Genomic DNA, 24997 nt, shown 5'->3' with positions numbered 1-24997 from the left:
TGCCGCTTCCTGACTTCGGCAGTGGCACGCCGGAAGTTACGCCGGCGCGTCGATTCAGCCGTGGACGAAGGACAGGGCGAGCCCCGCCGCCGCGCAGACCGCCAGCACGCGCGCGAGGCCCAGCTTGAACCCGAACAGCAGCACGGCGGCGAGCGCCGCCAGCGCGAGCGCCGCCGGCTGAAGCGTCGCGAGCACCGGCAGGTCTATCCCCGCCGGTCCGATGGCGACGCGATGCACATCGGCGAACAGCACGCGCAGCCCGAACCACAAGGCGAGGTTCGCGATCACGCCGACCACCGCCGCCGTCACCGCCGCGAGCGCGCCTTTCAGCCGCGGCGCGTCGTGCAGCCGCTCGACGAAGGGCGCGCCGAGGAAGATGAAGGCGAAGCACGGCGCGAAGGTGACCCAGAGCGTGAGCAGGCTGGCCAGCGTCCCGCCCCGCACGCCGCCGCCATGGAAGCCGGCGAGGAAGCCGACGAATTGCAGCACCAGGATCAACGGGCCGGGCGTGGTCTCGGCGAGGCCGAGGCCGGCCAGCATTTCCGGCGCGGTCAGCCAGCGGTAATGCTCCACCGCCTCCTGCGCGACATAGGCGAGCACCGCATAGGCGCCGCCGAAGGTGACGACCGCCATCTTGGAGAAGAACCAGGCGATGTCGCCGAAGACGCCGCTGCCATAGAGCAGCGCGACCGGCCAGAGCCACAGCGCGAGGGCCAGCAGCCCCGCGCGCCGGGCCGCGGGCGCCATGCGCGCGATGCGTCCCGGATCGACGGCGAGCGCCGCGTCCAGCAGCGCCGGCGGGCCGTCCTTCGCCTTGCCATGGCCGCCGGCGGTGAAGGCCTCCGGCGCGACATAGCCGATGACCAGCGCGGCCAGCACGACGAAGGGGAAGGGCACGCCGAAGGCCGCCAGCGCGAGGAAGGCCGCCGCCGCCAGCAGCCAGGCCGATGTGCCGTGCAGCGCGCGCTTCGCGACGCGCAGCAGGGCCTCGATCACCAGCACCAGCACCGCGCATTTCAGCCCGAAGAACAGCGCGGCGACGACCGGCACCGTGCCGAGCGTCGCGTAGAGGATCGACAGCGCCAGCATCACCACCGCACCCGGCAGGATGAAGAGCAGCCCGGCGGCGAGCCCGCCCTTCACCCCATGCATCAGCCAGCCGAGATAGGTGGCGAGCTGCTGCGCCTCCGGCCCCGGCAGCAGCATGCAGAAGTTGAGCGCATGCAGGAACCGCGCGTCGGACACCCAATGGCGGTCATCCACCACCTCCCGATGCATCACCGCGATCTGCGCGGCCGGGCCGCCGAAGGAGAGCAGGCCGACGCGCGTCCAGACGCGCAGCGCCTCGGCGAAGGTCGGGAAGGTGGGGGTGGTCATGCAGGCTTTCCGGGATTGGGCCAGTTGTGAGTCTCGTCGGCCGCATCGCGCGCCCAGCGATAGAAGGCGTCATACAATGCCAGCCCGGCATCGAGCTGCCTCAGGTCGTCGCGAAACATTCGTGACAGGCCGAGCGAGGCGGCAAGCAGCCCCGCGGCTTCTGGCGCGAGATCGGGCCGCGCCGTATCCGCCCCGCGCACGATGTGTGCCAGGCGATCGAGCGGCTCGCTGTGCAGGGCAAGTTCATCGAGCATGACGTCGAAGGTGCAGAGCGCCCCGCGATGGGACCAGAAGACGCCCTCGACATCGAAGGGCGTGGCGCCGAAGCGTTCGGCGACGGCGGCGACCTCGGACGGCGCGACGAAGAGGAAGACGGCGTCCGGATCGACGAAGCGGCGGATCAGCCAGGGGCAGGCGATGCGGTCCACCTTCGGCCGCGCGCGCGTGACCCAGAGCGTGCGGCCCAGCGCATCGCGCGCCGGCACGTGCGTCGGCGCGACCAGCGGCAGCCCGGCATCGCGCCAGGCCTCGAAGCCGCCTTCCAGCGATTCTGCTTCCGCGCCCGCATGGCGCAGCCAGGCGGCGACGCCCTGGCTGAGCTTCAGCCCCCTCTGACAGATGACGACGACGTCGCGGCCGGCGAAGTTGGCGGCCCATGACGCGGCATCCTCATGCGCGCGGCGCTGGCTGGCCGGGATGAAGCGGGGATCGGCGGCGGCGTCTTCCCCGGTGCGGACATCGAGGATCAGCGGCGCATCGGGCAGGCCGATGCGGCGGGCGAGCTGCTGGGCGGTGACAATGGTTGGAGCCGGCATGATGGCGTCCTCTCCATGACGGAGCTTGGGACGCGATGCTTCGGCCGGAGCCTCACGGGGTGATCGCGGACATCCCCTTGGCCAGGACGATGGTGAGCGGCCAAGGGGATGTCAAGAAGATCAGGCGGCGCGCAGCTTGACGATCAGGCCGGAGATCGCCTCGCGCAGACCGTCGCCCTGCCGGCGCACTTCGGCGGTGCCCTCGGTCACGCCGCGCACGGCCTGGAGCGTGCCGGCCATCTCCTCGGCAACCCGGCCGGCGGCGGAGGAGGCCCCGCCGGTGCCTTCGGCCGCCTGCTGGACGGCGCGCGCGATTTCCCGCGTCGCGGCGCCCTGTTCCTCGATGGCCGCGGCGATGGCGCTGGTCACGCTGTCGATGCGCCCGATCGTCTCGGCGATGGCGCGTACGGCGGTGACGGAAGCCTCGGTCGCCTGCTGCATGGCGCCGATCTGCCCGGCGATCTCCTCGGTCGCGCGCGCCGTCTGGCCGGCGAGGTTCTTCACCTCAGAGGCGACGACGGCGAAGCCCTTGCCGGCATCGCCCGCACGGGCCGCCTCGATGGTCGCGTTCAGCGCCAGCAGGTTGGTCTGCCCGGCGATGTCGCTGATCAGGCGCACCACGTCGCCGATGCGCGATGCGGCCTCGGCCAGGCTGTGCACCGTGTTGTCGGTCTGGCGCGACTGGGTCGTGGCCTCGGCGGCGACGGAGGCGGCCTCGGTGATCTGGCGGCCGATCTCGGCGGTGGAGGCGGCGAGCTCCTCGGTCGCCGCCGCGACGGTCTGCACGTTCTCCGAGGCATGGCGCACGCCACCCGCCGTCGCATCCGCCGCGGCGCCGGAGCGTTCGGCGCTGCTCTGCAGCCGCGCGCCGGCGTCGGCGAGGCCCCCCGCCGCGGTGGCGAGGCCCGCGGCGATGCCGGAGAGGGAGCGCTCAACCTCGCCGGCCAAAGCGACATTGGCGTCGCGCCGCGCTGCCGCTTCCCGCGCCTGGGCCGCCTGCTGTTCGGTGCGCAGGCGCTCGGCCTCGAGCAGCCCCTCGCGGAAGACCTCCACGGTGCGGGCCATGGCGCCGATCTCGTCGCGGCGGTCGCGGCCCGGCGCGGTGCCGGACAGGTCCCCGCCGGCGAGCGCCTCCATCCGCGCCGTCAGGGCGACGACCGGCCGCGCGATGGACCGCGCGACGAGCATCCCGAACAGGATCGCCACGACCAGCAGCGCCGCGCCGGTGATCAGCACGAAGCGGATCGCATCCATGCGCGCGGCTGCGGCCGCGGCATCGTCCACTGCGACCTCGACGACGCCGATCGCCTGGCCGGCGGCGTCGCGCAGGGGGAAGGCCAGCAGCGCGAAATCATGCCCGCCTGCCTGACCCTCGCCGCGCGCTGCCGTGCCGTTCAGCGCGGCGCTGCGCATGGCCGGGGTGGCGAGGCCCTCGGCCGCGCCCGGGATGGTGCTGCCGACCGGCGCGAAGCCCTGATCGGTGCTGCGCAGCATAGCGATCTCGGTGCCGACCGCCTCGCCGATGCGTTCCAGCACGGCTGGGGTGAAGTTCAGCGCGATATCGACCACGCCGAGCACGCGATCGCCGTCGCGGATGGGCGCGACGCCGAAGATGCTGACATCCTGCAGCCCGCGTTCCATGCCGACCTGGGTGCGGCCAGTGCGGAAGGCCTCGGTGACCAGGCGGCGGCGAGCACGCAGGTCGTCACCGAACTGATCGGGCCGCCAGACGCGCAGGAAGGCGGTGCCGGGCGGCGCATGCAGGTTCAGCCGCGCCCCGCGGGCCGTCATGGCGCGCTGACTGGGTTCGAGCAGCGCGAGCAGGGCTGCGCGGTCCCCACGCTGGAGGCCCTGAGCCACCGATGGCAGGACGGCAAGCGCCTCGGCCGTATTGGCGAGTTCGCGGGCCTCCGCCGTCATGGCGGCGTCGAAGGCGGCGCGGGCGCGGGTCAGCGCGGCCTCGGTCCGGCTGTCTGTCGCAGCCTCATTGCGCAGCAGGACGATGGCGCCGAAGCCGATGCAGGCCAACAGGGCGATGGCGGTGGCGGCGGCAGCGATGCGCCGGCCGATGGATCTGGAAATCATCGCGGTCCCGTTCTGGTGGACGCGGAATGATGCCGATCGAAAATGAAGAAAGGGCTGCGTCCGGTCAGCCGGGATCGCGGCGTGGCGGCCAGCGATCCTCGGCGGCGGCGGCGAGGGCGTCGTCGGTCATACGGTAGAAGACCTTGTCCGCCGGCGCGACGCCGAGGCCGGCATAGAAGCGGCGCGCACGGCTGTTGGTCGCGTCGGTCGTCCAGTCCATGCGGGTGTAGCCGCCGTCGCCGGCGAAGCGCATCGCCGCCGTCATCAGCGCGCGCGCCGTGCCGGTGCCACGGGCGGCCTCGGCGACGAATAGGTCCTTCAGCAGCAGGCCCCAGGTGAAGTCGAAGGCGGGGAAGAAGCCCGACAGCGACACGAAGCCCGCGGGCATGCCGTTGCATCGCGCGATCAGGCAGAACGGGCCGGCGCGGCCGGCGGGTGTGGTGAGCGCCTCCGCCGCGCGCGCCAGCAGTGAGTCGTCCAGGCCTTCGGCATAGTAGCGGCCCATCTCGGCGAGTAGCGGCGCCAGGGCGGCGCGGTCGGCCGGGTCGGCTTGGGCGACGATGGGCGCGGGTTCGATCATGCGCCGATCATAACAGCAGCGAGATGCCGGACACGAAGAGCAGCACCAGCAGCAGGATGCGGAAGCCCTGCGCCGGCATGGCGCGATAGGCGCGCAGCCCGAGCATCGTACCGATGATCAGCGACGGCACCGCCGCGCCGGTCAGCAGCAGCGACTGGCGCGTGATGAATCCGCTGAAGGCGAGGCTGACCGCCGTGATCGCCTGCATGAAGGCGATGAAGGGCTGGAGGAAGGCGCGCGACTGGTCCTTGGGCCAGCCCTGGATGTCGGCCCACATGGCCGGCAACGCGCCGACGAAGCCGCCAATGCCGCCCAGGATGCCGCTCAGGAATCCGATGACGCCATCGGCGCGCGGTCCGCCGGAGATCTTCGGCGGGGCGAGGCGCAGCGCGATGCGCGCGAGCATGTAGCCGGAATAGGCGATCAGCAGCACGCCCACGCCGACCACGATGGCCGGCGCCGGTCCCTTGGCCAGCACCAGCAGCCCGACCGGCAGGCCGACCACGGCCATGGGCAGGAAGAGGCGCAGCCGCGCCCAGTCGATGTGCTTCAGCAGGGGAGGCAGGCTGACGCATTGCGCGACGAGGCTGCCGAGCACCAGCACCGGCGCGGTCACGTTCGGCGGGACGACGTGCAACAGGATGCCGGCGGCCACGAGCACAAAGGCGAAGCCGGCCATACCGGAGAAGAAGGCAGCAACGAAACAGCCGCCCGCCACGAGCAGGGCGTCAGACCACATGCAGTCGGTTCATTCGGGAAAGGCGGCCCTGCGCTGTTCGAGACGGGAGCGGAGACTAGTCACGGCGGCCCCCCTGTCCAGGGCGCGGGCGCCAGCGACCGGAAGGTGGAAGGAGTGGGCGGGGAGTGCGGGGTCCGCCGGTGCCGGAAAGAAAAGTCATAGGTTGGCTTAAATATTGTAGATATAAGTAACGAATTCTTAAAGGCGCGATTTGAGTGAAGAATAAAATACAATAAGAACTAGATATGTATTGCGCCTCAATGTCGCCACATTGCGTTCATTCGGGTTTTCTTTTCATTGTGACGGTCGGTGGGTTTGATCTTTCTGACGAAGTGTGGTCGATGGCGCCCATGACGACCGCGAATGCATGGCCGGCCATCAGGGGCCGGCGACTGGGCGCGGCGCCGCAGCGTGGTTCGGCGCGCGGCTCCCGACCGCCCGCACGCAGGGGCCGCCAGCAGCCAGGACGCCGGCGCCATCGGCTGCGCGGCCTGCTCTCCCCGCTCTGGGCTGCCGCCCTGGCCGGGATGCTGGCCCTGTCGGCCTGCGCGCCCAACGACTCTCCGCAAGAGGTCGTCCAGGCCGAACCCACCGTGGCGCGCGATGATCTGTCGCCGCGCGCCGCCTGCCTCGACGCCGCGCGCGAGGCCGAGCGCGCGCACAACCTGCCCGAGGGCCTGCTGGTCGGCATCGCGCTGAACGAAAGCGGCCTGCATGCCCACGCGCTGAACATCGCCGGCCGCGCCTATTACCCCGACACCCGCGCCGAGGCCGCTCGGCTGGTCCGCAACGCCAACAGCCGTGCCATGGCCGGCTGCTTCCAGATCAACGCCGCGGTCCATGCGCGCGGGCAGGACTGGCCGCTCGATCCCTACAAGGCCGCGGACTGGGCTGCGAACTACCTGCGCCAGCACTACGAGACCTATGGCGACTGGTCCATGGCCGTGGTGCGCTGGCATGGCGGGTCGGTTGGTATCCGGCGCCAGCTCGTCTGCCGGGTGCGCAGCAAGATCGACGTGGTCGCACCCGACAGCGAGCTGTTTGCCGAACGCTGCCGGGGGACGGAGGCGCAGATGGCAGCCTTCCGCCGCAACGGCGCCGCCCTGCTGGAATTGGCGGAAGCCGCTAACTGAATAGGGCCGCGCGGGCGAGCACCTGATCCACGAAGGCCCCCGCACTGCCGAGATAGGCGGCGGGGTCCGTCATGCGCGCGATCGCCGCCTCGTCCAGCTTGGCGGCGACGCGCGCGTCGCGCAGCAGGGCCTGGGTCAGGGTCAGGCCCTCGGCCAGCGCCAGGTCGCAGGCATCGTTGACGATGTGATGGGATTCGCCGCGGCCGAAGACCGGGGCGAGACCCATCATCACCGCCTCCGACACGATCAGCCCGCCCGTCGCGTCGAGGTTGCGGCGCATGCGGGCGGGATCGACCACCATGCCCTCGGCGATGAAGCGCGCCTGGGCGATGGCGCCGTGGGCGAGCAGGAAGGCCTGTGGCACGGCCAGCAATTCGGTCTGCCACGGGCCGGTGCCGCGTTCGAAATCCTGAGCCATCGCCCCGAGCACCTGCGGCACCAGCGCATGCACGCCGCGCGACTGCGACAGCACGTATTCGCAGGCGATCGGGTTGCGCTTCTGCGGCATGGTGGAGGAACCGCCGCGCCCGCGCACATGAGGTTCGTTCACCTCGCCGAGTTCGGTCTGCATCATCAGCATGAAGTCGGTGGCGAGCTTCGAGAGGCTGCCGCAGAGGATGCCGAGCCAGCACACCGCCTCGGCAAGGCCGTCACGCGCCACATGCCAGGGGATCTCGGCAGCCGCGAGGTTGAGTTCCTTCGCGAGTTCCCGCGTGACCGCGAGGCCCTGGTCGCCGAGCGAGGCCAGCGTGCCCGCGGCACCGCCGAAGGACAGGCGCAGCGCGGCCTCGCGCACCGCCGGAAGGCGCTCGACGGCGTTCAGCAGCGGCGCGAGCCAGACCGCGACCTTGTAGCCGAAGGTCACCGGCAGCGCGTGCTGGAGATGCGTGCGCCCCGCCATGACGGTGTCGCGATGCACCGACGCCTGGGCGGCGAGCGCCGCGCAGGTCGCGCGCAGGTCGGATTCGATCAGCGCCAGGCCGTCGCGGATCTGGAGGACCAACGCAGTGTCCATGATGTCCTGGGTGGTCGCGCCCCAATGCGTCCAGCGTCCCGCATCCGGCCCCGCGAGCGCGGAGAGCTGCTTCACCAGGCCCACCACGGGATATCCCGTGTTGCGCGTCGCTGCGGCCATCGCGGTCAGGTCGAGCTTCGAGGCATCGGCGGCGGCGGTGATGACCGGCGCAGCCTCGGCCGGGATGATGCCGAGCCGCGCCTGGGCGCGGGCGAGGGCCGCCTCGACATCCAGCATGCGCTGCAGGAAGGCGTGCTCGCCCATCGCGGCACGCATCGCATCGGTGCCGTAGAGCGCGCCGAGCACGGCGCCATCGGCGGGATTCACGGGCATTGTCGGCGTTCCCTCACTGGTCTGGTCGCTGCCATGAAGCCAGGACGGCGCCGCTGCGCAAGACCCTGTCATACCGCCGAGCCTTGCTGATGACATCGTCATCGGCGGGGCGAACGGTATGGCGCGCGGGGCTGATGGGGCGGCCGCGCGGGAAACCAAGACTCTGAGACCGGGGCAGCCGAAAGGCTGGCCGGTATCAGCCGATATGCGGCATCAGCACATTCTCATGGTCCAGTGCCGTGGCCTCGGCCCAGTTCTGCACCGTGTCGAGCAGCTCCGCGACCGGCAGGAAGCCCTGGTCGAAGAAGCGCATGGCGGCGAGCATGACGGAATCGAAGCGCAGCGCCTCCGGCACCAGGAACATCAGCGCAGCGAGCGCCTGGAGCTGCCGCGGCGAGGCGCGCGTCCGGCCGAAATCCGAGGCCAGCGTCAGCAACTGCACCGGCGTCATGGCGATGGCCGATGGCGCGGCGCCGAGCAGGCGGGAGTAGTTCAGCTCCTCGTCGATCTCGATCACCGGCGCGCCGGGCGGATCGGCGGGCCGCGCATAGTCCCGGAAGCAGTACCAGGGCCCCTCCGGCAGGGCGCGCAGGCCGAACAGATACAGGCTGCGGCGGTCGATCGCGATGGCGACGCGCGGCGCGTTGATCGGGGCCCAGACCTCGATGACCTCGACGCCCTGGCGTTGCAGGCCGATGCGGTAGCGCATCTCCCGCATGCAGAAGGGGTAGAGGTAGGGCGAGAGCTGCACCCAGGACCGCAAATCATCGGGCTGGTGCAGCAGGGCGATGTTGCCGGACATGACGGTCTCCGCATGCCCCCGGGAGACGCGCAGCCTAGCGCGCTGTGCGGCGCGGCGGTCCTCGCAAGGGCGTGGGGCGGGTGATGCGCGTCACGACGCGCTCAGGGCGGGCCGAGCAGGTCGAGGATGCTCTGCCAATCGGCCTCGCAGGGGCAGCCCGGCGGCGCCGGCCGGGCGGCGGCCTCGGCCAGACGCCGGCGCAGCAGCGGGCGCGGATCCTCCTGCGCCGGCGCGGCGCCGTGCACGGGTGCTGCGACCATCAGCGCGACCAGCGCCGCGTCGCCGGACAGCGCGGCGCGGAACAGCGCGCTGCGCCGCTGCACATCCGGCAGGCGCGGATCGGCCCCGGCCGCGATCATGCGTTCGGCCATGCCGCGCACGATCTCCGGCTGGCGCCCGCTCCAGGCGAACAGGTGGTTCAGCGGCGTCGCGCCCTGTGATTCCTGCTGGCCCAGGTTCACCCCGGCGGCGATCAGCGCCTCGAGCGTGGCGAGGGAGGCGGGGCTGAAGGGCGGCACGGCGTGGGCAGCGTTGCGGCCATCGCGCGTCGTGCGGTTCACCAGCGCGCCGCGGGCGAGCAGCAGGGCGATCACCTCGGGCGGCGCGGCGGCGCCGGCGGCCTCCATCAGCGTGGTCCGTTCCTGCTCATCCGCGGCATCTGGCGAGGCGCGGGCATCGAGCAGCAAGGTCAGCAGCGCGATGGAGACGGCCCCGCCGTGCTGGCGCGCGGCCTGGGCCGCGGCGTGCAGCGGAATGACGCGTGGTCGGTAGGGTTCGGCCTTGGCGCGATGCGCCAGCAGCAGGCGCACCATCGCGACGTCGCCGTTCCATGCGGCGGGGACCAGCGGCGCATAGGCGTATTCCGAGATGCCGGTGCGGTCGGGATCGGCGCCGGCGCGCAGCAAGGCCTCGGCCATGCCGGTATCGCGGCGCGCGATGGCGGCGGCGAGGGGAAAGGCGCCGGCCGGGTCGGCTTCCGCCGCATCCTCGGGGTGGTCGGCGAGCAGCGCGGCGAGGGCGGCGGCGTCGCCCGCGGCGATGGCGCGATGGGCGCCGAGGCGCGGCCGGCAGGCCTCCTCGTCCAGCCGCGGCACCTCCAGCGCGGCGGCGATGCGGCGCGCGATGCCGCCGGGGATGCGCGCCGGCGTTTGGGCGGTGCAGTAGAGGCGGTATTCCTCGGCCGCTGCGCGCGCTGCGGTGGCGTCGGATGCGCAGCGGGCGCGCTGGGCAAGGGCATCGGCCCGGTTCAGCCGGGTGGGGATGCGTCCGGGCTCGGCGCGCAGCGCCGCGGCGAAGAGGGGTAGGGCATCGCCGGCCTCGGCGCAGCCGCCGGTCTGCTGGAGCCAGAAGCCGATGTCATTGGCGATGGCGGCGTTCAGGGCCGGGCTGAACCAGTCGACGCGATCCAGGGCGGGACCTAGCGCGCGCAGCGCGGCCTGCGCGCGCTGCGCCTCTGGCGCGCGGCCCCGGCGCCAGGCTGCGAGCGCCGCCTGGTGTGCGGCCGCCACATCGCCAGGCGACGGCGCCTCGGTGACGGTGGGGGGCGTCGCTTCGCCACGGCGCCGGGCGATCTCGGCGGCGAGCGCCTCGGTCGCCGTCGTCCCGGACCAGCGTGTCAGCGCGGCCGGCCGTGCCGGTGCGAAGGACAGCACGTCGCCGCCCGGCATCAGCAGCCAGTCCGCATCGACGCCGTCCGGACAGCCGCGGAAGGTGATGCGCCAAGCGGCCGCGCCGAAATTCGTCAGGGCGATCTCGGGCCTCTGCTCTCCGCAGCGGCCGAAGGGGAAGGGGCCGGCATGCGCGATGGGCTGCGTTGGCGCCGCATACAGCGCAACATAGCCCCAGCGCCGCCCAACGCGGCTGACCACCGGCGCAGGCGCGCCGGGTGAGGGAGTGCCGGCGGCGAGGATCGCCTCCTCCGGCGCCGTGGGGGAGAAGCCCTGCAGGCGCCGCGCCTCCAGGATCGGACCGATGTCGAAGGCGGCGGCCGACGGCCCCGCCAGCAACGCCGCGCCGAGCAGCAGAAGGGCGGCGCGGCGCATGCCGGTCAGTAGATCACCACCGAGCGGATCGACTTGCCTTCATGCATCAGGTCGAAGCCGTGGTTGATGTCGTCGAGGCCCATGGTGTGGGTGATCAGGCTGTCGATCTCGATCTTCCCTTCCATGTACCAGTCGACGATCTTCGGCACGTCGGTGCGCCCGCGCGCGCCGCCGAAGGCCGTGCCCTTCCACACGCGGCCGGTGACGAGCTGGAAGGGGCGGGTGCTGATCTCGCGGCCCGCTTCGGCGACGCCGATGATGATGCTCTCGCCCCAGCCACGATGGCAGCATTCCAGCGCCTGGCGCATGACGTTCACATTGCCGGTCGCGTCGAAGGAGAAATCGGCGCCGCCGCCGGTCAGGTCCACGATGGCCTGCACCACCTTGTCCACGCCGACCTCGTTGGGGTTGATGAAGTCGGTCATGCCGAACTTCTTCGCCATCGCGACCTTCTCGGGGTTCAGGTCGATGCCGATGATCTTGTCGGCGCCGACCATGCGGGCGCCCTGGATCACGTTCAGCCCGATGCCGCCCAGGCCGAAGACGGCGACATTCGCACCCGGCCAGACCTTCGCGGTGTTGATCACCGCGCCGATGCCCGTCGTCACGCCGCAGCCGATGTAGCAGATCTTGTCGAAGGGCGCGTCTTCCCGGACCTTCGCCAGCGCGATCTCCGGCAGCACGGTGAAATTCGCGAAGGTGCTGCAGCCCATGTAGTGGAACACAGTCCCCTGGTCGCAGGAGAAGCGCGAGGTGCCGTCCGGCATCACCCCCTTGCCCTGCGTCGCGCGGATCGCCGTGCACAGGTTCGACCGGCGCGACAGGCAGGTTTTGCACTGCCGGCATTCCGGCGTGTAGAGCGGGATGACGTGGTCGCCGACCTTGAGGCTGGTCACGCCCGCGCCGATCTCACGCACGATACCGGCACCCTCATGGCCGAGGATCGCGGGGAAGATCCCTTCCGGATCGGCACCCGACAGCGTGTAGGCATCCGTGTGGCAGATGCCGGTCGCCATCACCTCGACCAGCACCTCGCCGGGCTTGGGGCCAGCGATCTCGATGGTCTCGATGGTCAGCGGGGCGCCGGCCTTCCAGGCGACGGCTGCGCGGGTCTTCATGGCGTGACTCCGGTCATGTGACCGGCGCACCTTTGCGTCCTGGCGCGTGCCGGGGCAAGCCTGAAGGGGTCAGTGCGGGATCGCGTCGGTCACGAGCTCCAGCAACTCATTCGGATCGCTGGTGCTGTCGAGCGCGCCGCGACGCTTCGCCTCGGCACGCTGCTCCGGGCTGCGGCGGGTCGAGTAGATGATGAAGGGCGTCGTGTTGCCCGCGCTGCGCAGCCGCGCCAGCAGGTCGAAGCCGGCCTCAGCGCCCTCCGGTCGCCCCATGTCGGAGATGACGACATCGAAGGGGTCGGTTGCGATGCGCTGCAGCGCCTCCTCGGTCGTGGCCGCGGTCAGCACCGAGAAGCCGGCGGCTTCGAGGGCGCGGCGCTCATGGAGGTTGCCTTCGGGCTTGTCGTCCACCCACAGGACCTTGGGCACCGTCGGCGCATTCCGTGCCGCGGCGGTGGCCCGGAGCGCGGTGGACAGCACGCGCTTCGGGTCGGTCATCGCGGCCATCCGCAGGCCGGTGCCGCTGGCGGCGGCCGTGGCTGCTGTCACGGCCGCCGCCGTCGCCTGCGCGCGGGGGGCCAGGTCGACGAAGTTCTTCTCGTCCTTGTAGTCGCCCGGGCCGTAGAGCTTGACGGTGTGGTGGATGACGAGGTCGCGGAACACCCACATCACCCCGGGCGGGAAAAGCACCAGGAACAACACGAGCACCACGCGCTCGAAGGCGCCGAGGCCATTGCTGCCCGACAGGCCGAGCACCAGCGCCGCCATGGCGTAGACCAGCACGATGAACAGCGCGACGATGCCGAGCGGATTGCGCGACGGCGTCTTCGCCGCATCGCTGAAGGTGCCGAGATTGTCGCTCATGCCTGCCGACCCGTTGCCCGGGGGGCAGAGTAGGCCGGCGGCGACGGGGATGGAACGATCCGTCGCGGCCATGCCGTGACCCGGCGCACGCTCAGCCCAACAGCCGCACCAGCAGCAGCGACAACCCCGGGAACGCCACGCACAGCCCCAGCCGGACGAAATCCGTCGCCAGATAGGGCAACACCCCGCGATAGGTCGCGCCAATCGGCACGTCGCGCGCCAGGCCGCTCACGACGAAGACGTTCAGCCCGATCGGTGGCGCCGTCAGCCCGATGCCGACCACGCTCAGCACCAGGATGCCGAACCAGATCGCCGTCTCCTCGGTCGTCAGGCCGAAATCGAGCGCGGTGATGACCGGAAAGAACACCGGCAGGGTCAGCAGCATCATCGCCAGTTCATCCATCACCGCGCCGAGCACGATGTAGACGAACAGGAACGCGCAGAGCACGCCGAGCGGCGGGAAGCCCTGCTCCGCGACCCAGACCGCCAGCAGATCCGGTGCCTGGGTCAGGGCGAGGAAGGCGTTGAACACCTCCGCCCCCAGCAGGATCACGAAGATCATCGCCGTGGTCTCGGCCGTCGCCTTGATGGCCTCGATGACGGCGCGCGCGTCGAGGCTGCGCCGCGCAAGCCCGACCAGCAGCGTCGCGGCGCAGCCGACCGAGGCGCTCTCGGTGGGCGTGAAGATGCCGCCATAGATGCCGCCCACCACGGCGGCGGCAATCAGCAGCACGGGGATGACGGCGCGCAGCGCGGCCCGCCGTTCCCCGGGCGGCACACGCGGCCCCGGCGGGCACAGGTCCGGCCGCAGCCGGACCGTCACCGCCGCGGCCGTGATGTAGAAACCCGTTGCCATCAGCCCCGGGATCAGCGCGGCCATGAACAGCTTGGCGATATTCTGCTCGGTGCTGATGGCATAGACGACGAGGATCACCGAGGGCGGGATCAGGATGCCGAGCACGCCCCCCACCGCGATCGTTCCCGTCGCGAAGCCCGGCGCTGCCCCATAGCGCCGCAGTTCCGGCAGCGCCGCGCGCCCGAAGGTCGCCGTGGTCGCGACCGATGACCCGCACACTGCCCCGAACCCCGCGCAGGCGCCGATCACCGCCATGGCGAGGCCGCCGCGCCGGTGCCCCACCAGCGCATTCGCCGCGACGAACAGGTCCCGCGCCAGTCCGCCGCGCTCCGCCAGCGCCCCCATGAAGATGAAGAGCGGGATGACCGTCAGCGTGTAGTTGGCGAACAGGAAGAAGGGCGTGGTCTTGAGATAGGCGAGCAGCCGCGTCGCATCGACGATATGCGCATAGCCCGCGCAGCCCACCACCAGCATCGCCAGCCCGATCGGGCAGCGCAGCGCCAGCAGCACCAGCAGCGCGGCGAAGCCCGCGCCGGCGAGGACGAATTCCTCCCCCATCAGCCCCGCCCGCGCAGCAGGCGTGCGGTCCAGCCCAACGCAATCAGCCCCGTCACCGCGAAGCAGGCCGCACCGATCCCGATCGCCCACCACAGCGGGATGCCGAGCAACCCCATGGTGACGGACCCGTTGCCCTCTGCCTCCAGCGCGCCGACCACCATGCGTTCGGCCAGCACCAGGGCGACGACACCCCAGACCAGGTTCCAGAACCCGTCGATCGCGTCATTCACCCGCGCCGGCAGTCGCGAGGTGAAGCTGTCCACGAAGATGTTCGTCCGCATCGCCGTGCCATGGGCGAGGAAGGCCAGCACGGCAAGCCCGCCGCCCACCTGCACCATCTCCACATCCCCGGTGACGGGTTGCGAGAACAGCCAGCGCATCAGCACCGAGGCCGTGACCATGAGCGCGACGCCAAGCAGCACCAGCCCGCCGACGACCGCGATGGCGCCCGCAAGCCGCGCCAGCGGGCCGCGCGGCGCGGTCAGGACACCCCCTGGCCGTATTGGGCCACCAGTGCCCGCGTTTGGTCGACCAGCGCCGCGCCGTCGATGGATCTCTCGCGCATCTGGCCGATCCAGCTTTCGGTGACGGGGGCGGTGGCGGCGACCCAGCGCGCCTTTTCGGCCTCGGTGATCTCGGTGATGGCATTGCCGCGCCGGCGGGCCATCTCCTCGACCTTCGGGCCTTCCTCGTCCCACACCTTCGCGGCCATGAGCGCGGCGGGCTCGCCGGAATTGGCGTCCAGCACGTGCTTCAGATCGGCCGGCAGGGCCTCGTAGCGCGTCGGATTCATCGCCAGGATCATCGACGCCGAATAGAAGGTCGGGCTGCCCGGAATGCCGATGTGGTAGCGCGCCATCTCCTGCAGGCGGATGGACGGCACCACCTCCCACGGCACCACGGCGCCATCGATCACCCCCTGAGCCATCGCCTCGGGCACCTGGGGCACCGGCATGCCGATCGGCGTGGCACCTAGGGCCTTCAGGCCCTCACCGGCCTGGCGCGTGGGGAAGCGCAGCTTCAGGCCGCGCAGATCCTCCATGGTCTTCACCTCGCGCTTGGCGTGAATCAGCCCGCCATCATGCGCCCAGGCGGTGATGATGTGCGTCTCGCTGAATTCGGTCGTGCGCATGTGCTGGTCGAACAGCGTCCAGGCAACCCGGGCGTTCACGCTCGCGCGGCGATGCGCGATGAAGGGTAGCTCGATCACCTCGATGCGCGGGAAGCGGCCGGGGGTGTAGCCGGGCAGGGTCCAGACGATGTCGGCGACGCCGTCCTTCGCCTGGTCGTAGAGTTGCGGCGGCGCGCCGCCGAGCTGCATCGAGGGGAAGATCTGGATGCGCAGCCGTCCGCCGGATTCCTCGCGCACCTTGTTCGTCCAGGGCACCAGGAAGTGGCGGTGCACATTGGACACGGCGGGCAGGAAATGGTGCAGCCGCAGCGTCACCTCCTGCGCCGCGGCGCGGCGCGCGGTGACCAGGGCAGGGGCGGCGAGGGTCGCGCCCGTCAGCAGGCTGCGGCGGTTCAGCATCGTTTCGTCTCCCCGAAAGCAGGCGCGCCCGGCTTGCCGGCCGGTTGCCCGGCACCTTCGGGCCAAAGCGCCCGCGCTTTCAAGCCGCGCCGAGTGACAGGCGCAGCGCCCGTGCCTTCGCCGTCACCGCCTCGGCGCTGTCGCCAGGCTTGTAGAGCGAGGACCCGACCCCGAACCCCGCGGCGCCGACCGCCTTCCAGGCCGGGATGGTCTCCGCGCCGACGCCGCCGACCGGCAGCACCGCCGTGCCCTTGGGCAGCACGGCCAGGAGCGCGCGCAACACGGCGGGGCTTGCCGCCTCGGCGGGGAACAGCTTCAGCGCATCGGCCCCGGCGGCGAGCAGCGAAAACGCCTCCGACGGCGTGAAGAAGCCCGGGCAGGCGATCAGCCCGCGGGCGCGCGCGGCCAGCACCAGCGCCGGATCGGCATGCGGCGTGACCATCAGCTTCGCCCCGGCGCGGGTGATGGCGGCGACCTCGTCCTCGGTCGTCACGGTGCCGGCGCCGATCAGCGCGCGCTCGCCGAAGGCGCCATGCAGGCGGCGGATGCTCTCCAGCGGGTTGGGCGAGTTCAGCGGCACTTCGAGGATGTTCAGCCCCTCGGCGAGCAGCGCCGCGGCGATGGGCTCGACCTCCTCCGGCCGGACGCCGCGCAGGATGGCGACGATGGGACAGGCATCGAGCCAGGGGGCAAGACTCATGGCAGGCGCTCCGCAACGCGCCACAGCCCCCGCGCCGCAGCATCCGGCCCGGCGGTCCGGTGCGGGATGCCAAAGGCGTCAAGCGCCGTGGCGTAGTGTCTGGTGAGGGTTTCGGCGCCGATCAGCAGGATGGGCGGGGCGACGCCGTCCTCGAGCGCCGCCGCGACCTCATGCCCGATCAGCAGGCCGGAGAGGTAGGAGGCCGCTTCCTCCTCCTGCATCTCCTCGAACAGCGCGAGGGCGCGCAAGCCGAACAGGTGGTGCAGCAGCCCGCCGCCCTGCCGCGCGCGCGCGAGACCGCGGGCAAAACCGCCGGCATGATGGGGCGCGCTGGCATCCATCATGCGCGCAAGGATGGTATGCGCCGACAGCGCCGCGAAGGCCTCGCCGGTGAGATAGGTCGCGAAGCCGAGCACGCGGCCGTCGAGCATCTGCGCCCATTTCGAATGGCTGCCGGGCAGGCAGACCGTCACCTCGCCACGATCCGGGGCGGCACCGAGCATCTGGGTTTCCTCGCCACGCATCACCTCGGGCACGCCGTGGCGGTCGCGGCAGGACAGGCCGGGCAGCAGGGACAACGCCGCATCGGGGAAGGGTACCAGGATCGCAGCGCCGGCCAGGCCATCGAGCCCGGCGGGACAAGGCAAATAGGGCGCCTCCAACCAGCCCTGCCGGCTGCCGACCATGCCGCTCATCACGATGCTGGTCTCGCCTTCGGCGATCCAGTCGCCGGTGACGGCGCGCAGCGTGTCGGGAAATCCGCCGGGCAGGACGGTGAGGATGCCCCGCTGCGCCTCCCGCTGTCCGAGCACCGTTCCATCGGGGGCCATGCGATAGGCACGCAGGCGCGACGTGCCCCAGTCGATACCGATCATGTCGTCCCACTCCGCGCCCCGGGTGAGGGATGCCAAAGCGCGGGCGCGGACGCAACCAATGCTTATGACCGCATTGCAGCAAGGAAGGGCTACGGCGCTCTCAGCAGCCCGCCGGCCACCAGCAGGTCCGCCGTCGCCGGGCTGAAGGCAGCAGGGATGTCATAGACCAGCGCGATGCGCAGCAGCGCCTTCACATCCACGTCGTGCGCCTGCGGCGTAAGCGGATCGGGGAAGAAGATCAGGGCGTGGACGCGGCCCTCCGCGATCATGCCGCCGATCTGCTGGTCGCCGCCGAGCGGTCCCGACTTCACCGCATGGATCGGCAGGTCCGGGCATTGCGCGCGGATCGTCGCCCCCGTCGTCGCGGTCGAGACCAGGGAATGGGGGGCGAGCTCGGCCGCATGCCGCTCCGCCCAGGCGGCGAGCGCGGGCTTCATCCGGTCATGCGCGACGAGGGCGAGGGTCAGGGGCATGGCGGCACATCCTCGACGCTGCGGAAGACCGGCTTGCCGGCATCGCGGAAGCGCGCCAGCTCGGCATCCGCGCCCGCGCTCGGCCCGCCGATGCGCAGCACGGCATCGCAGCGTTCGGCCAGTGCGAGGGAGAGCGGCATCATTACCTCGTCATAGGCATCGCCCTCGGCCGCGGCGATGACGGGCAGAGCCATGTTCACCCCGATGACCGGCACATGCCCCATGCGGAACAAGGCGAGCGCGGCGCGGTTCATCTCGGCGAGCCGCGCCGCCCGCGTGGCCGCATCGGCCCCGCCCGATCTGTAGGGGCCGGCGACCATGATCCACATCAGCCGAAGGTATCCAGCAGGTCATCCACCTGCGCCGGCGTCAGTGTCCGCGCGCCCGCGCCGCGCAGCAGCAGGGCGAGGCGGGCGGATTCCTCCAGCTCCTCGGCGGTCGCGACGGCGTCGACCAGGGTCTTGCCGCTGACCACCGGCCCATGATTCGCCAGCAGCACGGCCTTGGCACCCTTCGCCGCCTCGTGGATGTCGGATTCCATCGCCGCATCGCCGGGGCGGTAGTAGCGGATCACCGGCAGCGACCGCCCGACCCGCATGACGAAATAGGGCGTGAGCGGCGGGATCGGCGCGGTCTCGCCCGGTTCGGCGAGGCAGCCGATGGCGGTCGCATAGGTCGAATGCAGATGCACCACCGCCCCCGCATCGGGCCGCGCGGTGAGCACGGCGCGATGCATGAAGACTTCCTTCGACGGCTTGTCGCCGCCGATGTGCGACCAGTCGGGCGCGAGCTTGCTGATCCGCGCCGGATCCAGCCGCCCGAGGCAGGAATTGGTCGGCGTCATCAGGTAGCCATCGTCCAGCCGGACGCTGATGTTGCCAGCGGTCCCCACCGAATAGCCCCGCTGGAACAGCGAGGCCCCGAGCATCGCAAGCTGCTCGCGCAACGCCACCTCATCCATGGTCGAAGGCCTTCAGGAAGAAGTCGCGCGCGCCGAAATTGCCCGACTTCAGCGCGAGGTGCAGCCCGGTGGGATTGGCATAGGTCCAGGGCACGCCGGGATCGATCTCCGGCCCGATGCGCAGGGAGGTCACACCGAGCCGAGTAACGACGGCGCCCGAGGTCTCGCCACCCGCGACCACCAGCCTGCCGACACCGCGGTCGACCAGCCCGGCGGCGATGGTCGCGACCGCGTCCTCGACCAGCGCGCCGGCAGCGTCGCGCCCGAGCTTCGCCTGCAATGCCGCGACCTTGTCCGGCGTCGCGGAGGCCGCGATCACCACCGGACGCCCGGCCTCCAGCTTGCCATCGACCCAGGACAGCGCCTGCGCCGCCATGGCCGCCGCATCGGGGGTCGCGAGCGCATCGAGCTCCAGCACCGGCACATGCTCCCGCGCCAGCCCGATCTGCCCCAGCGTTGCGCGCGAGCAGGACCCCGCGACGACCGCCGCCGCACCCTGCATCGGCGGCAGCGCATCGGCGTCGCTGCGGTCCGGCAGCAATCCGGCGCGGCGGAAATTCTCCGGCAGGCCCATGGCGACGCCCGATCCGCCGGTCACCAGCGCCTGGCGCTCGACGGCCTCGCCGATCGCCATCAGATGCGCGTCGGTCACGGCATCCACGATCGCCCAGCGTGTGCCGCGATCCATCAGCTTCGTCATCTCGCGCCGGATCGCCACCGCGCCCTGATCCACCGCGTTGAAGCCGACGAGCCCGACGCCACCCTCGGTCTGGCGCGACAGCACGCGCACCAGATTGGGGTCGGTCATCGGCGTCAGCGGGTGATTCTCCATCCCGCTCTCGCTCAGCAGCGCGCCGCCGACGAACAGGTGCCCGAGATAGATGGTCCGCCCATTGGTCGGAAAGGCCGGGCAGGCAATCGCGAAGCCGGCGCCGAGCCGCTTCAGCAGCGCATCGCCGACCGGGCCGATATTCCCTTCATCCGTGCTGTCGAAGGTCGAGCAGTATTTCCAGAAGAGCTGCTTCGCGCCCGCCTTGGTCAGCGCATCGCAGGCGGCGAGCGACTGCCCCACCGCATCGGCGACCGGGGAGGTGCGGATCTTCAGCGCGATGATGACGGCGTCTGCCTCGGGCAAAGGTCCATCCGGCACGCCGATGACCTGCACGGCGGACATGCCGCCCTTGACCAGCGTATTGGCGAGGTCGGTGGCGCCGGTGAAATCGTCGGCGATGCAGCCGAGCAGCAGGGGCATTCTTGGCCCTCCTTCAGAAAACGGGCGTGCCATTCTTGCGGAAGTAGACGCTCTTCCCATCCGGTCCGGGCCGGACCATCAGGTCGTCATCGGGGTAGTCGACATTCTCGAACGGGGTGCGGTCGCCGATCTCGAGATAGACGCAATCCGCGTCGCCCCGGTTCACCAGATGATGCGCATCGCCGGTGCCGGCGCGGAAACCGGCGCACATGCCGGCCTTCATCGGCGTCTCGCCGGCATCCGTCACCAGCGTGCAACTGCCTTCGAGGATATAGACGAACTCATCCTGCTTCTCATGCGCATGGCGCAGGGCGGAGGCCGAACCGGGCGGCAACCGCGTGATGTTCACGCCGAAATTCTTCAGCCCGAACAGATCGCCGAGCACGGTCTTCTCCCGCCCGCCGATCTTGTCCACGAGATCCGCCGGATAGCCGGAGGGCCTGGCACGCGGCGGCATCTCGGCGGCGATCACGGCGATGGGCGTCGGCTTGTCGCTCATGGACGGTCTCCTCGGCGGTCAGTCGGGCGGCAGGGCGAGCAGATCCTGATGGCCGATGCGGATGGACAGCAACCCATCCATCGCCTGTGCCCGGCGCGCCCCGGCCCAGTCGGCGATGGCGGCGGCCTGGCGGCGTTCCCAGGGCAGGGCGGCCGCGGCATGTCCGGTGACGATGGCCTCGGCAAAGCCGCGGGATCGGCGGTCGATGATCCAGTCGGAGGGCGCGCGCATCACCGTGTAGCCCTGGGCCGTGAAGGCCTCGGCCAGCGCGCCGGTCGCCGCGGGGCCAAGCGCCGCCCCGCCGAACCCCTTGTCCCGCCGTTGGTCCCGCCGGAAGCCGCGCGCCACCAGCGCATCGGCCGGGTGTCGCGGCGTGAAGCGTTCCCGCCCGGTGACGTTCAGCGCCGCGTAGAAGGGCAGGCGGCGTTCGGCGCAGGCTTCCGCCATGCGCTCCACCCAGTCGCGCGAGACGAGGTCGCACAGCGCCGAGCAGACCACTGCATCGACCTTGTCGAGCGGCAGCATGTCGGGTGCCTCGGCGAGGTCGGCGAGCAGCCCCTCGATGCGCCAGGCCCCGCCCGGCGCATGTACCAGCAGCGTCTTCTTCCCCGGGAAGGTCGCGGCGAGGCCGACCGCCTCGGCGCGCTCCGCGATGGTGTCGAAGGCGCGGGACATCAGCTCCGCATCGGCATCGACCATGGTCCAGGCCTGCGCCCGGCCTATGATCTGGCCCAGCCAGCGGAGCAGGCTGCCGGTGCCGGCGCCGAGGTCGAGGATGCGCGGCCGCGCCGGCAGCGCCTCCGCCAGGCGCTGTGCGAGGTCCACGTCGCGCGAGACGGCGTCGTAGAGTTCGCGCAGGTCGAGCCAGTCGCCGTCGAAGCCCTCCGCCATCAGGCGGCGGCCTTGGCGAGCTCGGCGCGGAAGGCCTCGGCGCGGTCGGTCCAGCGCGGCAGGGCCTGGCCGCCCTGCCAGGCGGCCTCGGCCATCTCGGCGCGGAGGTCGGCGTCGAAGATGGCGCGGCGCATGCCCTTGGACAGCGACATGGCGTCATCCACCGGGGAGACGATGGCCGAGCCGGGCACCACCACCTCGGCGATCGCGCCGCCGGCGGTGATGGCGAGAGGCAGGCCGCGCGCCATCGCTTCGGCCGCGGCCATGCCGTAGCCCTCCCAGCGCGTCGCGAGCGCGAAGAGGTCGGCGCGGTGATAGAGGTCCTCCAGCGCCTCGCCCGCCACTTCCCCGGCGAAGGTCAGGCGCGCGGCGATGCCGAGTTCCTCGGCCAGCGCGCGCAGGCCCTGGGCGTGGGTCGCGTTGCGGCGCTCGTCACCGACCAGGGTCAGGGTCCAATCGAGGTCGGTCAGCCGTGCCAGCGCCTGCATCAGCACGTCATGGCCCTTGCGCGGGACCAGCGTGCCGACGGACAGGATGGCGCAGGTCTCGCTGCCCGATCCGATGGCGCGCGTCGCGGGATCGGTGCCGGGCTCGACCACGCCGATGCGCTCGGCATCGGCGCCGAATTCCTCCGGCAGGCGGCGGGCGGTCAGCGGCGAGGTGCAGACCAGCCGCGCCATGGCGCTGAACAGCGCGCGCTCCTGCGCCTTGAGCACGGTGCGCGCCGCATCCGGCGTGCCGTGTTCCAGCGCGGTCGGGTGATGGATCAGCGCGACGGCCTTGCGGGCGGCGAGTTCCTGCGTCAGCGGCAGGAAGGCCGGCAGGCCGAGCCCGTCGATGACGATGCGGGCATCGTCGGGCAGGGCGTGCAGCGCGGCACGCGCGCCTTCGGTCGCGGCCTCGTCCGGCACCGGATGGCTGCCGGGGAGTTCGACGACCTCGACCGTCTCGCCGAGGGCACGCAGCCCCTCGACCATGCGCCGGTCGTAGATGTAACCGCCCGAGATCGCCTCGAACGGCCCTGGGACGAGTAGATGGATGCTCACGCGGCAGGCGCCCCCTCATAGGCCGCCCAGGCGACGTGGCTCTCGCGAAGCAGCACCTTGAGACCCGTCACCGCGCGGCCGCCATCGCCGAGCCTGCCCTCGGCCAGCGCGCCGGAAAGCAGCCGGTGGATATGCGCGCAGAGGAATTCCGTCGTCGTGTTCTGCCCGGCGAATTGCGGCTCGGCATCCAGGTTGCGGTAGTCGAAGCCGTCCAGGATGCGGCGCAGCTCGACCTTGGCCGCGGCGATGTCCACCAGCAGGTTCAGCCGGTCGAGCGCCGGGGCGCGGAATTCCGCCTCCACGACAAAGGTGGCGCCGTGCAGACGCTGGGCCGGCCCGAATTCCTCCCCGCGGAAGGAATGGGCGATCATGACGTGGTCGACGACGGTCAGGCTGTACATGGCCGCTCTTGTAGCGGCCGGGCCCGGGTCCGTCACGCGCGCGAGCGTTACTGCACGAGGTAGGCGAATCCGAGGGCGAGGACGATCAGGGCGAGGGAAATGCCGAGGACCCAGCGCATGACGCCGAGCGTCACGCCCTGGCGGACGGCGGTGGTCTGCTGGCGCATCTCGGGCGCCGCGCGGTCCTGGGGCGTCGGGACGGTCATGGGCGGTCTCCTTCCTTTGCCTTGGAAGTCAACGCGCCGGGCCGCCCGGCGTTGCGATCAGGGATAGGTGACGAGGGGGCAGAGCGGTGCCGGGCTGCCCGGCGGCGGGTCGAGCAGGCCGGGCAGGGCGGCGGGAAGATCCGCGAAGCGTGTCGCCGGGCCGAGCAGCGTGTCGAAATGGTCATCGGCCAGTAACGAAAGTGCAAGCCGCATCCGGTCCGCGTAGCCGCGCCGCCCCCGCATCGCCGGCGCCACCGCGCCGACCTGGGTCGAGACGATGGTCAGGCGCTTCGCATGGAAAGCCTCGCCGAGCGGCAGGGTCGCTTCCCGGTCGCCATACCAGGAGGCCTCGACGATCCGACCCTCGAAGCCGCAGAGAGTCAGCGCCTGGCGCAGCCCCGCCGGATTGGCGCTGGCATGGATGACCAGGTCGCGGTCGTCGGGGGCGGCCTTGGGGGCGAGGAAGGGGATGCCAAGCGCCTCGGCCGCGCCGCGCCGCTGCGGGTCGGGGTCGATGATCGCCGCGTCCACCCCCGGCATGCGCGCCAGAAGGGCGCCGACCAGCAGGCCGACCACGCCGGCGCCGATCACCAGGGCGCGCTCGCCAAGCAGCGGCCGCGCATCCCACAGCACGTTGACCGCGGTCTCCATGTTCGCGGCCAGCACGGCGCGATGGTCCGGCACCGCGTCGGGGATCGGGGCGCACATCGCGGCCGGGGCCAGGAAGACATCCTGATGCGGATGCAGCACGAAGACGCGGCGGCCGCGCAGGGCGTCCGGCCCATCCTCCACCACGCCCGTGGCGCAGTAGCCGTACTTCACCGGGAAGGGGAAATCGCCCTGCTGCAACGGGCCGCGCATGGCGGCGTACTGGCTTTCCGGCACGCGGCCGGCGAGCACCAGCCGCTCCGTCCCGCGCGAGATGCCGCTCGCCACCATGCGCACCAGTGCCTGGTCCTCGGCACGCGGGGGCAGCGTCTCCTCACGGATCTCGCAGCGCCCCGGCGCCACGGTCCACAGCGCGCGCGCCCTCACGCCTGGCATCCCGGCCGCGCGCGGTCGAGCGGAATGTCCAGCAGGATATCCGGCGGGATGGCGTGCACCTGCCAGGTAAAGCGCAGCCCATCGGCGATACGCGGCACCGCCGGCAGGGTGAAGGCCGGGATGCCCGAGCCCAGCAGCACCGGCGCGATGGTCACGTGCAGCCGGTCGAGGCAGCCCGCTGCGAGGAAGCGCGAGACCGTCACCCCGCCGCCCTCGACGAAGATCCGGGTCAGGCCGCGGGCGGCCAGCGCCCGCAGCAGCGCGGCCGGCGCGATGCCACCGTCGGCCTCGCGCGGCAGGCGCAGCACCTCGGCGGTACCGTGGCGGTCCGCGCCGGGGGCGTCCTCGGCGCAGGCCAGCAGGGTCACAGGGCCGTCGCGGAAGACGCCGTACTCCGCCGAGAGCCGCCGGTTGGTGTCGACCACGACACGGATGGGGTCGGGGCCGGCGGCCTCGCGCGTCGTCAGGCGCGGATTGTCGTGGCGCACCGTGCCGGCGCCGACCACCACCGCATGGCACAGCGCCCGCAGCCGATGCGTATGAAGAATGTCGCCCGGCCCGCCGATCCACTGGCTGCTGCCCGAGGCCGTTGCGATCCGCCCATCCAGCGTCTGCGCGAGCCGCCCGACGACGCGGCAGCCATCCGGCGCCACGGGCGGCGCCAGAATAGGCGCGAAGAGCGGCGCCAGCGCCCCCTCCGGCGGCGCACCGTCACGGGCGGCGAGCAGGGCGATCCAGTCCGGGTCGGGAACGGGGCAATCCATCGGCGGCGTCATGCCCGATGCGGGGTGGCCTGCGCTAGTG

At 71.6% G+C, this 24997-nt stretch carries 27 protein-coding genes; 1 reads left to right on the top strand and 26 read right to left on the bottom strand.

From position 1 onward, the window contains the following. Window positions 1-54 precede the first annotated feature (54 nt). The 5 genes from chrA to KPL78_RS17440 form a co-directional block, all read right to left on the bottom strand. Entirely contained in the window at window positions 55-1377 is a 1323-nt protein-coding gene (gene chrA, locus KPL78_RS17460; RefSeq protein ID WP_219764265.1) for a chromate efflux transporter, read from the bottom strand. Beyond that, window positions 1374-2192: a chromate resistance protein ChrB domain-containing protein gene (locus KPL78_RS17455; RefSeq protein ID WP_219764264.1), complete on the bottom strand. Its 819-nt coding sequence runs from the start codon at window positions 2190-2192 to the stop codon at window positions 1374-1376. The genes chrA and KPL78_RS17455 overlap by 4 nt, the downstream gene beginning before the upstream one ends. A gap of 120 nt (window positions 2193-2312) precedes the next feature. Then, entirely contained in the window at window positions 2313-4277 is a 1965-nt protein-coding gene (locus tag KPL78_RS17450) for a methyl-accepting chemotaxis protein (RefSeq protein ID WP_219764263.1), read from the bottom strand. 64 nt (window positions 4278-4341) lie between these two features. Further along, a complete protein-coding gene (locus tag KPL78_RS17445) occupies window positions 4342-4857 on the bottom strand; it encodes a GNAT family N-acetyltransferase (protein WP_219764262.1) in 516 nt (171 codons plus the stop codon). Window positions 4858-4864: 7 nt separating this feature from the next. Next, window positions 4865-5596 (bottom strand): sulfite exporter TauE/SafE family protein, encoded by a 732-nt coding sequence (locus KPL78_RS17440; protein WP_219764261.1) that lies wholly within the window; start codon window positions 5594-5596, stop codon window positions 4865-4867. A gap of 593 nt (window positions 5597-6189) precedes the next feature. Between KPL78_RS17440 and KPL78_RS17435 the strand changes: the two genes are divergently transcribed. Next, complete coding sequence (locus KPL78_RS17435) at window positions 6190-6729, top strand: transglycosylase SLT domain-containing protein (RefSeq protein WP_369412774.1); 540 nt, start codon at window positions 6190-6192, stop codon at window positions 6727-6729. Here KPL78_RS17435 and pcaB read toward each other — a convergent pair. The 21 genes from pcaB to KPL78_RS17330 all read right to left on the bottom strand — a co-directional run bounded on the left by pcaB (window position 6722) and on the right by KPL78_RS17330 (window position 24969). Then, window positions 6722-8077 (bottom strand): 3-carboxy-cis,cis-muconate cycloisomerase, encoded by a 1356-nt coding sequence (gene pcaB, locus KPL78_RS17430; protein WP_219764260.1) that lies wholly within the window; start codon window positions 8075-8077, stop codon window positions 6722-6724. The two genes, KPL78_RS17435 and pcaB, sit on opposite strands and share 8 nt — an antisense overlap. A gap of 196 nt (window positions 8078-8273) precedes the next feature. Continuing rightward, on the bottom strand, window positions 8274-8879 hold the full coding sequence (locus KPL78_RS17425; protein WP_219764259.1) for a ribosome-inactivating family protein: 606 nt from the start codon (window positions 8877-8879) through the stop codon (window positions 8274-8276). A gap of 101 nt (window positions 8880-8980) precedes the next feature. Beyond that, window positions 8981-10921: an ankyrin repeat domain-containing protein gene (locus KPL78_RS17420; RefSeq protein WP_219764258.1), complete on the bottom strand. Its 1941-nt coding sequence runs from the start codon at window positions 10919-10921 to the stop codon at window positions 8981-8983. 5 nt (window positions 10922-10926) lie between these two features. Further along, entirely contained in the window at window positions 10927-12039 is a 1113-nt protein-coding gene (locus KPL78_RS17415; RefSeq protein WP_219764257.1) for an S-(hydroxymethyl)glutathione dehydrogenase/class III alcohol dehydrogenase, read from the bottom strand. Window positions 12040-12108: 69 nt separating this feature from the next. Beyond that, entirely contained in the window at window positions 12109-12900 is a 792-nt protein-coding gene (locus KPL78_RS17410; protein ID WP_219764256.1) for a response regulator, read from the bottom strand. 91 nt (window positions 12901-12991) lie between these two features. Continuing rightward, window positions 12992-14314 (bottom strand): TRAP transporter large permease, encoded by a 1323-nt coding sequence (locus tag KPL78_RS17405; RefSeq protein WP_219764255.1) that lies wholly within the window; start codon window positions 14312-14314, stop codon window positions 12992-12994. Next, on the bottom strand, window positions 14314-14736 hold the full coding sequence (locus KPL78_RS17400) for a TRAP transporter small permease (RefSeq protein ID WP_369412773.1): 423 nt from the start codon (window positions 14734-14736) through the stop codon (window positions 14314-14316). The genes KPL78_RS17405 and KPL78_RS17400 overlap by 1 nt, the downstream gene beginning before the upstream one ends. A gap of 59 nt (window positions 14737-14795) precedes the next feature. Next, the gene (locus tag KPL78_RS17395; RefSeq protein ID WP_219764254.1) at window positions 14796-15845 is read right to left on the bottom strand and encodes a TRAP transporter substrate-binding protein; all 1050 of its coding nucleotides are present in this window, start codon (window positions 15843-15845) and stop codon (window positions 14796-14798) included. Between the two features lie 79 nt (window positions 15846-15924). Beyond that, window positions 15925-16545, bottom strand: coding sequence for a 2-dehydro-3-deoxy-6-phosphogalactonate aldolase (locus KPL78_RS17390; protein WP_219764253.1), 621 nt, complete (start codon window positions 16543-16545; stop codon window positions 15925-15927). Next, on the bottom strand, window positions 16542-17420 hold the full coding sequence (locus KPL78_RS17385; protein WP_219764252.1) for a 2-dehydro-3-deoxygalactonokinase: 879 nt from the start codon (window positions 17418-17420) through the stop codon (window positions 16542-16544). The genes KPL78_RS17390 and KPL78_RS17385 overlap by 4 nt, the downstream gene beginning before the upstream one ends. 89 nt (window positions 17421-17509) lie before the next feature. Continuing rightward, entirely contained in the window at window positions 17510-17893 is a 384-nt protein-coding gene (locus tag KPL78_RS17380; protein ID WP_219764251.1) for a methylglyoxal synthase, read from the bottom strand. Next, entirely contained in the window at window positions 17884-18222 is a 339-nt protein-coding gene (locus KPL78_RS17375) for a DUF1937 family protein (RefSeq protein WP_219764250.1), read from the bottom strand. Before KPL78_RS17375 ends, KPL78_RS17380 begins: the two co-directional genes overlap by 10 nt. After that, window positions 18222-18854, bottom strand: a complete 633-nt coding sequence (gene otnC, locus KPL78_RS17370) for a 3-oxo-tetronate 4-phosphate decarboxylase (RefSeq protein ID WP_219764249.1) — start codon at window positions 18852-18854, stop codon at window positions 18222-18224. Before otnC ends, KPL78_RS17375 begins: the two co-directional genes overlap by 1 nt. After that, a complete protein-coding gene (otnK, locus tag KPL78_RS17365; RefSeq protein ID WP_219764248.1) occupies window positions 18847-20106 on the bottom strand; it encodes a 3-oxo-tetronate kinase in 1260 nt (419 codons plus the stop codon). The genes otnC and otnK overlap by 8 nt, the downstream gene beginning before the upstream one ends. 13 nt (window positions 20107-20119) lie before the next feature. Next, a complete protein-coding gene (locus KPL78_RS17360) occupies window positions 20120-20605 on the bottom strand; it encodes a cupin domain-containing protein (RefSeq protein ID WP_219764247.1) in 486 nt (161 codons plus the stop codon). Between the two features lie 18 nt (window positions 20606-20623). Then, window positions 20624-21496 carry a class I SAM-dependent methyltransferase gene (locus tag KPL78_RS17355; protein ID WP_219764246.1) on the bottom strand — a complete coding sequence of 291 codons (873 nt, stop codon included), beginning with the start codon at window positions 21494-21496 and terminating at the stop codon, window positions 20624-20626. Beyond that, window positions 21496-22542: a glycosyltransferase family 4 protein gene (locus tag KPL78_RS30850; RefSeq protein ID WP_219764245.1), complete on the bottom strand. Its 1047-nt coding sequence runs from the start codon at window positions 22540-22542 to the stop codon at window positions 21496-21498. The genes KPL78_RS17355 and KPL78_RS30850 overlap by 1 nt, the downstream gene beginning before the upstream one ends. Next, entirely contained in the window at window positions 22539-22943 is a 405-nt protein-coding gene (locus tag KPL78_RS17345; protein WP_219764244.1) for a 6-pyruvoyl trahydropterin synthase family protein, read from the bottom strand. Before KPL78_RS17345 ends, KPL78_RS30850 begins: the two co-directional genes overlap by 4 nt. 47 nt (window positions 22944-22990) lie before the next feature. After that, the gene (locus tag KPL78_RS17340) at window positions 22991-23149 is read right to left on the bottom strand and encodes a hypothetical protein (RefSeq protein ID WP_219764243.1); all 159 of its coding nucleotides are present in this window, start codon (window positions 23147-23149) and stop codon (window positions 22991-22993) included. 57 nt (window positions 23150-23206) lie between these two features. After that, on the bottom strand, window positions 23207-24184 hold the full coding sequence (locus KPL78_RS17335) for a zinc-dependent alcohol dehydrogenase (protein WP_219764242.1): 978 nt from the start codon (window positions 24182-24184) through the stop codon (window positions 23207-23209). Continuing rightward, window positions 24181-24969: a RibD family protein gene (locus KPL78_RS17330; RefSeq protein ID WP_255569148.1), complete on the bottom strand. Its 789-nt coding sequence runs from the start codon at window positions 24967-24969 to the stop codon at window positions 24181-24183. Before KPL78_RS17330 ends, KPL78_RS17335 begins: the two co-directional genes overlap by 4 nt. Window positions 24970-24997: the final 28 nt, after the last annotated feature.

The sequence above is a fragment of the Roseomonas alba genome (assembly GCF_019430885.1).
Taxonomy (GTDB): domain Bacteria; phylum Pseudomonadota; class Alphaproteobacteria; order Acetobacterales; family Acetobacteraceae; genus Neoroseomonas; species Neoroseomonas alba.
The sequence above is the reverse complement of the archived record's forward strand: the minus strand, read 5'-3'. Positions and strand labels throughout refer to the sequence as shown.